Raw genomic sequence first — 13175 nt, 5'->3', positions numbered from 1 at the left:
TTTTTTCCTTTATCCGGTAACTACAGCGTTAAAAATTGGGTGGTTGGGAGCTATCAACACTGTGCAATCGTGTCATGGCCTTGACCGCGTCGCCCGCTAAAAGCAGTGGCAAGCTAGCTACGGCTTCATCAACAATAGCGTCGATAGCCTGTCGATCGGCTTTACTGGGTTTAGCCAAGACATAATTTGAGACCTCACTCGCGCGTCCCGGATGCCCAATACCTACTCTTAAGCGGTGAAACTCCCGGTTGCCGCCAAGGGCAGGAATAATGTCACGTAAGCCGTTGTGGCCACCGTGTCCACCGCCCTGCTTGAAGCGTGCTGTACCCGGAGCAATGTCCAGTTCATCGTGGGCAACCAAAATAGCTTCCGGCGCAATACGATAGAAATTTGCCAGCGCAGCCACAGCTAAGCCGCTCTTATTCATAAACGTACTGGGACGCAATAGCCGCAGTTCATGTCCTGCAAAGCTTACGCGGGCAGTGTCGCCATGAAACTTACTCTCTGGCGTTAGTGCCGAGCTGCATTGGCGGGCCAGCTCCTCTACGAAAAAGGCACCCGCATTATGACGGGTGCCTTCGTAGGATTTGCCGGGGTTACCGAGCCCAACGATGAGCTGGATGGCCAGCAAAGGATCGACTCACTCTTCCGCTGCGGGCTCCTCGCCCTCAGCTTCGGTATCGTCAGCATCATCTTCAGTTTTACTACCTCTTGGTGCGATAACCGACGCAATAGCAAGGTCATGGTCGTCGCCCAGAGCCAGTGCCGTCGACTCTACACCCGCTGGCAGTGTGAGGTCGGACAGGTGCACGATCTGACCCAATTCAACGGCAGTCATATCAACTTCAATGTAGTCAGGAATATCACCTGGCAAACACTGAACCTCTATGTCGGTAGCCTGATGCTGCACCATGCCGCCGCCCATCTTGACACCTTCACAGACATCTTCATTGGTGAAGTGTAGGGGTACGTTAACCTTAATCGCTTTATCGGCTTGCACGCGCAAAAAATCGACGTGCATAGGGAAGCCCTTAGCGGGATGGCGTTGAACATCCTTGAGAATGGCCGTCTCCACATTGCCATCAACGTTAACGTTGAGTACCGATGCGTAAAACGTTTCCTGCTCCATCATTTTTTCCAAATCCTTGCGGATCAGGCTAATGCTAATGGCTGCGGCTGTACCGCCGTAAACGACACCAGGCACTTTTGCTTCAAGTCGACGTAGGCGGCGGCTCGCACCTTTCCCTTCGTCAACCCGAACCTGGGCTTGTACTTCGAAAGAATCAGACATGGTCTGTCTCCTTTGTGTTCATCACGTTACCTGCGACCGGTGCGGCGATGAGTGGGTTTACACCGTTCAACGATTACTCGTCAAACAGTGCGCTAATGGATTCTTCGTTGCTGACCCGACGAATAGACTCTGCGAGGAGATCACTGATCGTGAGCTGGCGAATATTGAGTGCCTTGGCTTCGTCCGACAGTGGAATGCTATCGGTAACCACGAGTTCGTCTAATTCTGAATTGCGGATATTTTCTAAAGCTTTGCCCGAGAGCACGGCGTGGGTGCAGTAGGCGACAACTTTAACAGCGCCGCGCTCCTTAAGGGCCTTAGCCGCGCTGCATAAGGTGCCTGCGGTATCTACCATGTCATCAACCATGATGCAGGTGCGGCCTTCGACGTCACCAATAAGGTTCATGACTTGGGCTTCATTAGCCCGTGGCCGGCGTTTATCGATGATCGCGAGTTCGGCGTCATCGAGCTGTTTGGCGATGGCCCTTGCTCGAACAACACCACCAATGTCCGGAGACACGACTACCAGGTTTTCATATTTACAACGAGTGATGTCGTGGTTTAGAACTGACGAGGCGTAAACGTTGTCAACGGCACAGGTGAAGAAGCCCTGTATTTGCTCTGCGTGAAGGTCCACGGTTAATACGCGGTCCACGCCCACGGCGGCCATCATGTCGGCGATCACCTTGGCCGAAATAGGCACTCGCGCTGAGCGTACGCGCCTGTCCTGACGAGCATAGCCAAAGTAGGGCACAACCGCGGTGATACGACCCGCAGAGGCTCTGCGCAAAGCGTCGATCATCAAAACCAGTTCGATCAAGTTGTCGTTGGTGGGCTGGCAGGTGCTCTGAATGACAAAGACATCCTTGCCTCGAACATTTTCATTAAGTTCGACCGTAATCTCGCCGTCAGAAAACTTACTGACCTGTGCGGCGCCAAGTGTCAGGTACAGACGATCGGCCACTTGATGGGCTAGCTCGGGGTTTGCGTTTCCCGTAAAGACCATAATCTTAGATGACATGATCGACGCCTCGTTTTCCTGCAACTTCGGTTAGATGGCTGGGGTGGCAGGATTCGAACCTGCGAATGGCGGGATCAAAACCCGCTGCCTTGCCACTTGGCGACACCCCAATAAACGTTAGTCGTGCTCTGCAACAAATTGAGGCCTGTGGTTAATGCCTCTCGCTACCACCGGAGCCAGTGACTCCGGTACTTTTGCCGCGATGGCTTGGGCCTGTGCTTGTGTCTCCACTTGGGCGAACACGCAGGCTCCGCTGCCAGTCATCATTGCAGGCGCTGAATTACTCAGTAATTTCAACGCGTTACGCACCTCGGGATGACGTATCTCAACGACAGGTTGTAAGTCGTTGTGCACGCACCCCTTGAAAGCGGCCGACATTGTGATCGGCGCTGTGTTCCTTGTCAATTCTGCCGCGTTAAAGATATCTGCAGTGCTCACATGACAGTCGGGTCTGAGAATGACAAACCAGTCTGCGGGTAGCGACATAGGCGTTAATATCTCACCGATACCCTCGCCCCACGCACTGCGGCCTAAAACAAAAACTGGCACGTCGGCGCCTAGCTTCAGGCCCATTTCAGCGAGTGTTTCTGCGCTGTGTCCTAGCGCAAACAGGTGGTTTAGCGCCAGCAAAGTGGTTGCGGCGTTGGAGCTGCCACCCCCTAAGCCTCCGCCCATTGGGATGCTTTTTTTAATGTTAATGCGTACCCCGTCCATACTTTGGTTTTCAGGCATCAAAAGGCTTGCGGCTCGCAGTATCAGATTTTCGGCGGGTGGTACCCCTTTAAAGTCAGTTTCTAAAGTGCAGCCGGGGGTGTTTTGTCGCTCAAAGGTCATTGCATCGCCCCAATCTAACAGCTGAAAGACGGTTTGCAGGTTGTGACGACCGTCATCACGTCTTCCCGTGACATGCAGAAATAGATTGAGCTTGGCCGGTGACAGGCAGGTCAGGGATGTGATCATTGATGTGTGGTCTCAAAATCCCATGACAAAACGACGAGTCGAACTGATAGGTCGTCGCGATAGGCCTCGATCTTACGGGGTACCTGCCAACCTTCGATAACTTGCCATTGGGTAATTTCAACCGCCCAGCCAGCTGGGCTGTCGGGGTACCCTAAAAGCCAAGCACTGACCGAGTCTAGGGGGAGGAGGGCCACAATAGACTGCGCGTCCTCATTCAAGGGTAGCGAGCCTAGGGGTTCTCGCCTGCCCTCATTTAGCCAAAACAAATGATCGCCCTCTCGCTGTAAATCTAGCGGGCTGGTGCCCAGAGGGCCGCTCAAACGGATGCGGTCGTGAGTGATCCCGGGATGAGACCAGGCCAAATTAACGGTGCTGCTATTTTGATCTTTCTGGGTCACAGCAGCCTTGCCTTGCAAGGACCAACCAATGTGATCCCGGGCCGGTCTCTGCGCGATGGGGTCAGGGTGAGTAGGTTTGCTCGCGCAGCCGCTAATCATAAGTACCATCGCTACCATAGCACTGGCAAACTTTAGCCCTCGTTCAGTCAACAGGGGCTTCTTCCAGCAACACACCTAAGCGCTCGAGTGCTTGTGTCACGTGGGTGGCATCTGGCTGTTGTTCAAGTGATGCTCGCCAAATGGCCAGTGCGTCTTGCTCTTTTCCTGAAACCCAAAGCACCTCACCAAGATGAGCGGCCACTTCAGCGTCAGGGAAACGCGCGTAAGCCTCTTTCAGTAAATCAGCGGCTTGAAGAAAGCGCCCCAATTTGAAGTAAACCCAGCCCAGGCTGTCTAAAATAGCGGGCTCACCGGGGGACAACTGGAGCGCCTTTTCGATTAAATCAGCGGCCTCTTCATAGCGGTTGGTGTGCACGGTTAGCGTATAGCCCAGTGCGTTGAGTGTTGTGGCGTTGTTCGGCTTAAACACCAAAATAGCGCGCAGGTCATTTTCCATACCCGCAATATCGCCTAGCACCTCAAAGGTCATGGCTCGGCCGTAAAGCAGTGAGACAGATTCGGGAAACAAGTCTAGGGCCTCTGTGTAGACTTCAATCGCCAGCTCTTTCTCGTCGATCTCTCCAAGAAGCTCGGCTTCCAAGCCGTAAAGTTGTTCTGCTTGCCCTGGATGATTTGCTCGTGACTGTCTAAAGCCTTCTTGAAAATCACGAGTGTCGCCTGCGTTTAGGCGCAGCTCTGCCCCGCGGCGAGTTGCATCAAAAAACTCCCTGCTGGGCCCTACTTGATCGTAAGAACTTATGGCATCGGCGTCTTCGCCGCGATCCTCGTAAACTCGGCCCAAATAATATTGTGCCTCGTCTGGGCGCTGTCCGAGATCAACCAGTGCTTGGAGATTCGCAATTGCCGCGTCCAACTGTTTTGCTTCAATTTCTATGAGTGCCAGAGAAAATAAATAATCACCATTTCTGGGTGAGAGCATTAATAGTGCTGAGAACTGTTCGCGAGCCTCATCGTATCGCTCGGTACTCGCCAGTAAGCGCGCGAACTGCAAGCGCATAGCCTCATCATCGGGAACTCGCTTCAATGCCGCGCGTAGCCGCTTAAACGGTTTAGAGGCATCTTGGTCCAGCTTAATTTGTGTCCATAGCAAAAGTGCCCGCTCTTCGTTGGGGCTTGCAATTAAAACCGGGTCAAGTGTCTCCAGCGCAGCATCAGGTTTATTTTGTGCTCGGTATAAATAGGCGAGCGCAATCGCGATGTCCTGATCTTCGGGCCAGTCAGCAGCGAGGGCTTCAATGGCTTCTGCGGTGGCTCTTTGCCGAGTAGGTTCTAACTTGTCCCAAGACACCATAAGAGCTGGAGCGTTGATTCGCGCGCCGCGCTCCTTGGCTGTCCTCGCAAATGTCAGGGCGCGCTCAGGCTGTCCTGCGCGTATCAGCAAGCCCATAGCCGTTACGGCTGCAGCGCCGTCATTGCTGTCTTGATTGGTGAGTCTCATGGATAGCACAAGGGCGTGACGGTCGTTTTTTTGGAACTCTGCCAGTCTCAGCGCCCGGCGGGTCAACTCCGGATCCTGGAGTTGCATGGCCTCTCGGGTCAATATTTCTAAAGCTTCGTCGAGGCGTCGCTGGCGCAGGAGAAACTCGGCCTGCAGTAGCGGATAAAGACTAGCGGCTGGAATCGGTGTTTCGGGAAGAGGCTCGAGTTCGGCGACCTCGTCTGCTTTGGCCAATGCCGATTCTTCCGAAGGCGCTTGCGACGTCGGGTTGGGGGCTGTCGCTGTTGCAGGCGCTGTTGATTGACAGGCAGTGAGGGTCACAAGGAACCCAAGCTGCATCGCAAAAATGTAAATTTTATTCATCATGTCCCAATGATGACACAGCCGCGAGATCAAACCCATTAACGGGGCATCTTTATAAGCAGCAGAGTCCACGTATTCTGCTATTATGGCGCTCCCAAATGAGAAAACTTTGCGCTCTGTGTTTCAAGAACTTATAGCGGTTGGCATTAATCACGATTCAGCGACTCTCGATGTCAGAGAGCGGGTTTCTTTTGCCCCGGAAAACATTGCCAACGCTTTGGGAAGCGCCCTCGCGACAGCACCCATTACCGAAGTGGTCATTCTGTCGACGTGCAACAGAACCGAGATATACGGCGTGGTTCCCACCTCTGGAGATCCGCTTGGTGCCAGTGAGGCGCTGGTGACTTGGGTTACCGAGCATCACGGTTTGCCCGCTGAGGCTCTATCGACCTGTACTTATCGACATCATGGAAAGCAGGCTTTGACACACCTTGTCCGCGTTGCTGCGGGTCTGAATTCCATGGTGCTGGGGGAGCCCCAAATTTTTGGGCAGCTCAAATCGGCCTTTGCCGTGGCTGAGGAGGCCGGTGCGGTTGGCAGCCGGTTACAACGATTGTTTCCTGAGGCCTTTAGAATTGCGAAGAAGGTAAGAACGGATACAGCAATTGGGGAGAACCCGGTATCCGTAGCCTATGCCTCAGTCGATTTAGCGGGGCACATTTTTTCCAATCTGTCCAAGCGCACGGCGTTGTTGCTCGGGGCAGGTGAAACTATCGAGTTGGTGGCACGGCACCTTTGTGATGCGGGCTTAGGCAACTTAATTATTGCGAATCGGACACTGGCACGGGCCGAATCGTTGGCACAGCAGTTTGATGCCAGCGCAGTCATGTTAGCCGACGTCCCTGACAGGCTTCCCGAGGCAGATATCGTCATCAGCTCAACGGCGAGCCAACTGCCGATCTTGGGAAAAGGCGCGGTTGAGCGCGCGCTGCGCCAGCGGCACTATCGGCCGATGCTGCTGATTGACCTTGCCGTGCCTCGAGATATTGAGCCAGAGGTATCCGAACTCTCAGATATCTATTTATATTCTGTCGATGACTTGAAAGATGTCATTGCTGAAAATTTGAGGCTGCGGGCGAGTGAAGCCAATAAAGCCGATGGCATCATTCATGCGGGTGTGGTCGGTGTCGAGGAAGATTTTCGCGGCCGGCAATCCGCCGACGTGGTGCGCACATTCCGCGAATCAGCGTTGGCAATACAAGAGGTTGAGTTGGCCAAGGCCATAAAGTCGGTAGAGCGGGGTGAGACCCCGGAAGATGTTATACGACGGTTAGCTCGGGACTTAACCAACAAGCTGATTCATGCGCCGACCGCTGGCTTGCGTCAGATAGCACGGGAGGGGGATGACGGGCAGGTGACTCGCGCTAAAGCGTTGTTGGGGCTTAACGAAACGGCGTCTTCTGAAGACGAAAACCCCACCCTTCAGTGAAGAGTTCTTTAACCGCTAAGTTAGCCAGCCTCGTTGATCGCCACGAGGAAGTGGCAGCGCTACTGGGCGATCCAGAAACCGCTGAGGACACGAATCTATTTCGTGAGCTCTCTCGAGAATATTCGCAGCTTGATGAAGTTGTTGTGGCTTTTACGGCCCACCGTAGCGCGTCAGCGGACGTTGAGGCGGCCCAAGAAATGCTCTCTGATTCTGATCCCGAGCTGCGCGAAATGGCGGCGGATGAGCTTGCCGTTTCGACGGAGCTGGTGGATAAGATTGAGGCAGATTTACAGGTGCTGTTGCTGCCTAGGGATAAGCGCGACAGTAACAACGTCTATCTCGAAATTAGAGCGGGTACAGGGGGTGACGAGGCAGCCATTTTTTCAGGAGATCTGTTTCGCATGTATAGCCGCTACGCCGAAAGTAAGGGTTGGCGACTTGAAACGATCTCTGACCGCGCTGGCGATCATGGCGGGTTCAAGGAGATTATTTCTCGGGTTGTCGGGGAAGATGTGTACGCTCACCTGAAGTTTGAGTCGGGTGCCCATCGGGTTCAACGGGTTCCTGAAACCGAGTCGCAAGGACGAATTCATACGTCGGCTTGCACGGTCGCCGTAATGGCGGAGCCCGATGACGTTGAAGCGATTGATATTCGGAAGGAAGATCTGCGCATCGATACATTCCGGTCTTCCGGGGCCGGTGGTCAACACGTCAACACCACTGATTCTGCGGTGCGGATAACGCATTTGCCGACTGGCGTCGTGGTGGAGTGTCAAGATGAGCGCTCCCAGCATAAAAACCGCGCCCGGGCCATGTCGCTATTGTCTGCTCGCCTTTTGACCGCCGCCGAAGAAAAAGCGCACAGTGAGCAGGCCGCAGAGCGTCGTGACCTTGTCGGCAGTGGTGACCGGTCAGAACGTATTAGGACCTACAACTTTCCTCAGGGCCGTGTGACCGATCATCGGATCAATCTAACGCTTTACAAGCTTGATGAGATCGTCCAAGGCCAGCTTGATGCACTGGTGCAACCGCTACGGACCGAGCACCAGGCCGATTTGTTGGCTGCCCTCGGTTCGGCGGAGTGACCACGCTTCAGACTCTGGTCAGAGAGGCGAAGCTGCCTCGGAAGGAGTCAGAACTACTACTTTTCCACGCTTTCGAATGTGATCGCAGCTGGTTGTATGCCCATGGCGACGATTCGGTTACCGAGTCTAGGGCGGCGCATTTTTTAGGCCTGGTGGAGAGACGGCAGGCCGGTGAACCCTTGGCTTATATTTTAGGCCAATGGGAGTTCTGGTCTTTGCCGCTAAAGATTACTCCCGATGTGCTCATCCCAAGAGTGGACACAGAACTGCTGGTCCAGTGGGCGGCGGGATTGCTGAAAGCGCGTTCACACCAGCGCTGTCTGGATTTGGGTACGGGCAGCGGTGCCGTCGCTCTAGCGGTTAAACATGAATGTCCTCGTAGCGAGATGACCGCTGTCGATTTGAGCGCGGCTGCTTTGGGCGTAGCGCGCGCCAACGGAAAGCAACTGAGCTTGGACGTGGAGTGGTTACTTGGTTCTTGGTTCGAGCCAATACTGGCACGCCGCTTCGATCTTATCGTGGCAAATCCACCCTATATTCGGGAAGACGATGCCCACCTGCATCAGGGCGATCTTCCTGCAGAGCCTAAGATGGCGCTAACATCCGGTATTGATGGTTTGCAGGCGCTTCAACAGTTAGCCACCGATGGGCAAGCGGCACTCGAGCCCGGTGGCTGGATGTTGTTAGAGCACGGTTGGGATCAGGGCCCCGATGTTCGAAATCTTCTTGTGACCCAGGGTTGGCAGGGGGTTGAAACACGGCGCGATCTCGCCGGGCGTGAGCGAGTGACGGGGGGTTATCGGCCTTTATGAACGACAGCGAGCTTGAACGATATTCCCGACAATTGTTGGTCCCGGGCTTTGAGCTAGAGGGCCAAGAGCGTTTGGGTGCCGCTTCGGTGCTCATTGTTGGCTGCGGTGGGTTGGGCGCCTTGGCTGCTCAATACCTTGCCGCAGCGGGTGTAGGCCGCTTGGTCCTAGTCGACGCCGATCGTATTGAGTCTAGCAATTTGCCGCGCCAAATAGCCTATACCGAGGCCGACGTTGGGCGGTTTAAAGCTGAGGTTTTAGCCCAGCGCTTGCATCAAATGAATGGCGCAGTTGATGTGCAGTGCCATCCGGTATTTTTTGATGAAACCTCTGGTGCTGACTTGCTGGCCGCTGTCGATGTTGTGGTAGATGGAACAGACAACCATGCTGCGAGATTACTGATTGATCGCCTCACAGCCGACAGAGGGCTGCCCTGGTTCATGGGGGCTGCAGTGCAAATGGCCGGTCAAAACATCGCTTTTACAGGGTCGCGTAAAGAGGGTTGCTACCATTGTTTCGCCCCTCAACAGGTGGGCTCAGAGACTGCTAGCTGCGGTACCCTTGGCATTTTAGGGCCGGTTGTGGCGACGGTTGCCCTTCGTCAGGTTTTGGATGTTCTTGGGGCTCTAACCGACGTTGCTAAGGTTCCCTGGGGAATGCTTCGCCAATACGACTTCAGAGCCGACACGACAGCGTCACTGCCTTTGCCCAAGCAAGCTGGCTGTGTTGTGTGCGATGCTGATTTAAAGCCCGGATTGCAGTAGCGTCCGTGACCCTATTCGGCCACGGCGCTGGGTAACTCCCGATGTAAAATCACCCAAATGCGAGCACCAATCAATACGGTACACACGCTGATTCCAGTAATAGTTGCATACCAGAAGCCTGCGGCACCGTCGTTGGGATTGTCGGGTAGCTCTATGCCTAGCCACCACCCCAAGGGTAAAGCGACCAGCCAATAGGACACGACCATCATAATAAAGGGGAACTGAGTTTCTTTGTAAGCGCGCAAAATAAATGAGCCCACGATTTGGGCGCCGTCAATGAGGATGAAAAATGCTGAAAGAGTGAGTAGCCGCGTTGCCAGCAACTGAATATCTGGCGCATCGGTGTAGATGCCAATAATTGCGCCGGGAAAACTCAATAAAATGAGCATAGTGCCTATCGCCACTACAGCAGATATGGCCCCCCCCACTATCATGGCGCGGTAAATGCCTTCACGCCAACCTGCGCCAATAGCATGGCCAATGCGTGTTGACATGGCGGTGCCTATTGCCAGCATGGGTATGTAGTACAAATCCCACACATTGAAGGCGATTTGATGAGCTGAAATGGCGGTATCGCCTAAGCTCGCAACCAACAGCGCGATGACACTGAAAACGCCCATTTCCAGAAAGAAGGTGAGGCCAATTGGTGCGCCGACGGATAAAATTTCGCGAATTTTCACCCAGTCGGGGGCGACAGGTTTCCACTCGGGGAGATAAAGCCGAATTTTCTTGCTGCGCAGGACATAAGCGCCAATTAGAAAGACACTCAGCCACATGGAAATTGCCGTCGCAATGCCGCAGCCCTTGGCGCCGAGTTCTGGTGCACCCCACTCGCCAAATATGAACGCGTAGTTGAGAGGCACATTCAACAAAAAACCAGCAACCGCAGCGAAGGCAAACGGTTGTGTAATACCTAACCCCTGTGTGTGATAGCGGAGGGCTTGGAAGATAGCCGTTGCCGGCATGCCTAGAGCAACCATTTGTGCATAATCGAGAGCGAGTTGCCGGGTTGTGGGGTTGAGGCCCAGCAAATCGAGAATGGGGCCCGCGTACCAAATTGCGGGGCTCAAGGTGAGGCCAAGGAATACCGCGACCCAAAGAGATTGGGGCAGCTGCTGACGTATCTTTTCAATGCGGCCGCCGCCGAAGTCCTGAGCCACGATTGTGGCGGTGGCAAATACTGTACCTAAGATAAGGAGATAGACCGGAAGCCATATGTTGATGCCGATAGAAATCGCCGCAAGATCCTGCTCACCGTAGCGGGCAGCCATGATGGTATCGACGACACCGGTGCCCATTTGGGCGCTCTGGGCAATAAATAAGGGAAAAGCGAAGCGCAGCAATTGCCGCATTTCCCGTCGTAAGAGCGTGCCAGTCATTAATTTTGCTGCAGCCAATTTGTGGTGCCTCCTTGTCCGGCATAATTTAGCACGGCTTAAGCTGTGCTAGACTCCCCCACCGCACATTTTACTGAGTTCAATTTTGAGCAAATCTAACCGCGACGAAGAGTCCAAAATCCTGGAGCCCAAGCGATTTTGTTGTCGAGGCTGTAGACGACAAGACCCGCTTTCATGATCTCGATTTACAGGACTCCCTGTTACGAGGGGTCGCAGAGCTGGGTTTTCAATACTGTTCGCCAATACAGGCAAAAATCCTGCCGCATACCCTGCAGGGACATGATGCCATCGGTAAGGCCCAGACGGGCACCGGCAAAACCGCTGCGTTTCTTATCACTATTTTCAATGATTTGCTGTGCAACCCACCCGAGGGTGAGCGCTATTTGGCGGAACCCCGCGCTGTGATTATTGCGCCAACCCGCGAGCTGGTGATGCAAATTGCCGCCGATGCGGAGGATCTTGGTAAGTTCACTGGGCTTCAAACGGTGACTATGATCGGTGGGGCAGACTATCAAAAGCAGTTGTCCAAAGTGCAATCTCGCGTGGTCGACCTGGTAGTCGCAACCCCGGGACGCTTAATTGATTTCATGCAGCGTCGAGATCTGTTCCTCGACCGCGTTGAAACCCTAGTTCTTGATGAAGCAGACCGAATGTTAGATATGGGGTTTATTCCTCAGGTTAAAAGAATTGTTAGGGCGACGCCGCGAAAGGAAGATCGTCAGACCTTGTTGTTTTCGGCCACCTTCACTCAGGATATTCTCAACTTGGCTCAACAATGGACCTTTGAGCCAGTCACCGTGGAAATAGAACCAGAGCGCGTTGCAACTGCGACCGTGGACCAGCGTGTTTATTTGGTGACTAGCCACGAGCGGTTGAAGGTGTTGCTCAAGGTGCTACGCGGCCCAGAAGCTGTATCGACAATTGTCTTTGCCAATCGACGGGATCAAGTTCGATCGCTGCATGAAAAGCTGCGAAAGGCAGGTATTTCCTGTGGCATTTTGTCGGGGGAAATTACCCAGGCCCGCCGGACCAAAACTCTGGCAGATTTCAAGTCCGGTAAAATCGCCGTGTTGGTGGCAACCGACGTGGCAGGGCGGGGTATTCACGTAGATGGTGTGAGCCACGTTGTTAACTACAATTTACCCGAAGACCCTGAGGACTATGTGCACCGCATTGGACGCACTGGGCGAGCGGGGGCGACAGGTATTTCGATCAGTTTTGCGAGTGAAGACGACGCCTTTTTACTGCCAGATATAGAGACCCTTCTGGGTGAGCGCCTGAAGTGCGTGCCACCACCAGCAGATTTGCTCGACTGACCGCCGGCTGATTTTATTGCCGGTGCCGCAGTTCTTCGCACCACATTAGGGTTGCCCCAACCACTGCCGCTGGTATGACCACGAGGTTGACCAAGGGTATCCCCGCGACAAAAGCTACCATACCCCCCAAACCCAGGCTGCTAAGGCGCCGAGAGGCACAGGCTTCTTTCACATCTGCAAAACTCATGCGGTGGTTATCCATGGGGTAATCCATGAACTGCAATCCCATCATCCAAGCGCCCAAGGCAAACCAGAGCACTGGCGCGAAAGCCTGAAGGCCCGGAATGACGGTCACAATCAAAACAAAAATAGCCAGCGGAATGTAATAAAGAATCTTGCGAATTTCTTTAAAAATACCTCGGGGAATGGCAATGATGGCGCTACCAATACCTTCCAGTGCCGGTACGGCTTGTCCGGTGACCTGCTCTTCTACTTTTTCAGCTAGGAGCGCGTGAAAGGGGGAGGTCAACACAAGAACTGTGAGGGTGGATAGGTATCCGGTGGCCAGGCTGCCCATAAGCCATAGCAAGGGTGCGATCAGCCAAGTGAGAAAGCTCAACCAGCTTGGAAGGGTTTCTTCGGTGGTTTGAACCAAGCCGTCTACCAAGCTCCAGGCGACACTTCCTAATAGAATGAAGAGGCTTATATTGGCAACCAGCGGCAGAATGACAAAAGCCCGCAGACGTTTGTCTGTGAGCATCGCTAGCCCACGAAAAAAATAACCCGCCCCGGTGATCACATTTCCGTTCATCGGTTTGATCCTCCATGATCCTTAGGCCAGTAT

12 protein-coding genes, 1 tRNA gene and 1 pseudogene are annotated in these 13175 nt (G+C 53.9%); 5 read left to right on the top strand and 9 right to left on the bottom strand.

Annotated features, from left to right (window positions below):
• Positions 1-28: 28 nt before the first annotated feature.
• From pth to ACMAZB_RS12030, 7 genes are all read right to left on the bottom strand, one after another.
• Positions 29-631 (bottom strand): aminoacyl-tRNA hydrolase, encoded by a 603-nt coding sequence (gene pth, locus ACMAZB_RS12060; protein WP_435217484.1) that lies wholly within the window; start codon positions 629-631, stop codon positions 29-31.
• 9 nt (positions 632-640) lie between these two features.
• Positions 641-1291, bottom strand: a complete 651-nt coding sequence (locus tag ACMAZB_RS12055) for a 50S ribosomal protein L25/general stress protein Ctc (RefSeq protein ID WP_435217482.1) — start codon at positions 1289-1291, stop codon at positions 641-643.
• A 73-nt stretch (positions 1292-1364) separates the two neighbouring features.
• Positions 1365-2297 carry a ribose-phosphate pyrophosphokinase gene (locus tag ACMAZB_RS12050; protein ID WP_435216021.1) on the bottom strand — a complete coding sequence of 311 codons (933 nt, stop codon included), beginning with the start codon at positions 2295-2297 and terminating at the stop codon, positions 1365-1367.
• 50 nt (positions 2298-2347) lie between these two features.
• Positions 2348-2422: transfer RNA gene (locus ACMAZB_RS12045), tRNA-Gln, on the bottom strand.
• A gap of 7 nt (positions 2423-2429) precedes the next feature.
• On the bottom strand, positions 2430-3272 hold the full coding sequence (ispE, locus tag ACMAZB_RS12040) for a 4-(cytidine 5'-diphospho)-2-C-methyl-D-erythritol kinase (RefSeq protein WP_435217480.1): 843 nt from the start codon (positions 3270-3272) through the stop codon (positions 2430-2432).
• A complete protein-coding gene (locus tag ACMAZB_RS12035; protein WP_435217478.1) occupies positions 3269-3670 on the bottom strand; it encodes a lipoprotein insertase outer membrane protein LolB in 402 nt (133 codons plus the stop codon). Before ACMAZB_RS12035 ends, ispE begins: the two co-directional genes overlap by 4 nt.
• 142 nt (positions 3671-3812) lie before the next feature.
• Positions 3813-5663 carry a tetratricopeptide repeat protein gene (locus tag ACMAZB_RS12030; protein ID WP_435217476.1) on the bottom strand — a complete coding sequence of 617 codons (1851 nt, stop codon included), beginning with the start codon at positions 5661-5663 and terminating at the stop codon, positions 3813-3815.
• Between the two features lie 46 nt (positions 5664-5709).
• Between ACMAZB_RS12030 and hemA the strand changes: the two genes are divergently transcribed.
• From hemA to ACMAZB_RS12010, 4 genes are read left to right on the top strand one after another with little or no spacing between them, the layout of a single operon-like run.
• Positions 5710-7020 (top strand): glutamyl-tRNA reductase, encoded by a 1311-nt coding sequence (hemA, locus tag ACMAZB_RS12025; protein WP_435220083.1) that lies wholly within the window; start codon positions 5710-5712, stop codon positions 7018-7020.
• Entirely contained in the window at positions 7017-8105 is a 1089-nt protein-coding gene (gene prfA / locus ACMAZB_RS12020) for a peptide chain release factor 1 (RefSeq protein ID WP_435217475.1), read from the top strand. The genes hemA and prfA overlap by 4 nt, the downstream gene beginning before the upstream one ends.
• The gene (gene prmC, locus ACMAZB_RS12015) at positions 8102-8917 is read left to right on the top strand and encodes a peptide chain release factor N(5)-glutamine methyltransferase (RefSeq protein ID WP_435217473.1); all 816 of its coding nucleotides are present in this window, start codon (positions 8102-8104) and stop codon (positions 8915-8917) included. The genes prfA and prmC overlap by 4 nt, the downstream gene beginning before the upstream one ends.
• Entirely contained in the window at positions 8914-9678 is a 765-nt protein-coding gene (locus ACMAZB_RS12010) for a HesA/MoeB/ThiF family protein (RefSeq protein ID WP_435217471.1), read from the top strand. The genes prmC and ACMAZB_RS12010 overlap by 4 nt, the downstream gene beginning before the upstream one ends.
• Before the next feature lie 11 nt (positions 9679-9689).
• Here ACMAZB_RS12010 and ACMAZB_RS12005 read toward each other — a convergent pair whose 3' ends face one another.
• On the bottom strand, positions 9690-11075 hold the full coding sequence (locus tag ACMAZB_RS12005; RefSeq protein WP_435212155.1) for an MATE family efflux transporter: 1386 nt from the start codon (positions 11073-11075) through the stop codon (positions 9690-9692).
• Positions 11076-11197: 122 nt separating this feature from the next.
• Between ACMAZB_RS12005 and rhlB the strand changes: the two are divergent.
• Positions 11198-12391: pseudogene (gene rhlB / locus ACMAZB_RS12000) on the top strand (ATP-dependent RNA helicase RhlB); the annotation flags it as partial.
• 13 nt (positions 12392-12404) lie between these two features.
• On the opposite strand, the gene cysZ reads toward rhlB, so the two are convergent.
• The gene (gene cysZ, locus ACMAZB_RS11995) at positions 12405-13142 is read right to left on the bottom strand and encodes a sulfate transporter CysZ (protein WP_435217469.1); all 738 of its coding nucleotides are present in this window, start codon (positions 13140-13142) and stop codon (positions 12405-12407) included.
• Positions 13143-13175: the final 33 nt, after the last annotated feature.

Source organism: Luminiphilus sp. nBUS_07, assembly GCF_051201685.1.
GTDB lineage: Bacteria > Pseudomonadota > Gammaproteobacteria > Pseudomonadales > Halieaceae > Luminiphilus.
Note: the sequence above shows the minus strand (reverse complement) of the source record. Positions and strands in the feature narration are given on the sequence as shown.

What these genes read in the sequence shown, in the direction of transcription:
- ACMAZB_RS12055 (WP_435217482.1), bottom strand. Translation starts at nt 1,291, where the DNA reads ATGTCTGATTCTTTCGAAGTACAAGCCCAGGTTCGGGTTGACGAAGGG.
- ACMAZB_RS12050 (WP_435216021.1), bottom strand. Translation starts at nt 2,297, where the DNA reads ATGGTCTTTACGGGAAACGCAAACCCCGAGCTAGCCCATCAAGTGGCC.
- ispE (WP_435217480.1), bottom strand. Translation starts at nt 3,272, where the DNA reads ATGATCACATCCCTGACCTGCCTGTCACCGGCCAAGCTCAATCTATTT.
- ACMAZB_RS12010 (WP_435217471.1), top strand. Translation starts at nt 8,914, where the DNA reads ATGAACGACAGCGAGCTTGAACGATATTCCCGACAATTGTTGGTCCCG.
- cysZ (WP_435217469.1), bottom strand. Translation starts at nt 13,142, where the DNA reads ATGAACGGAAATGTGATCACCGGGGCGGGTTATTTTTTTCGTGGGCTA.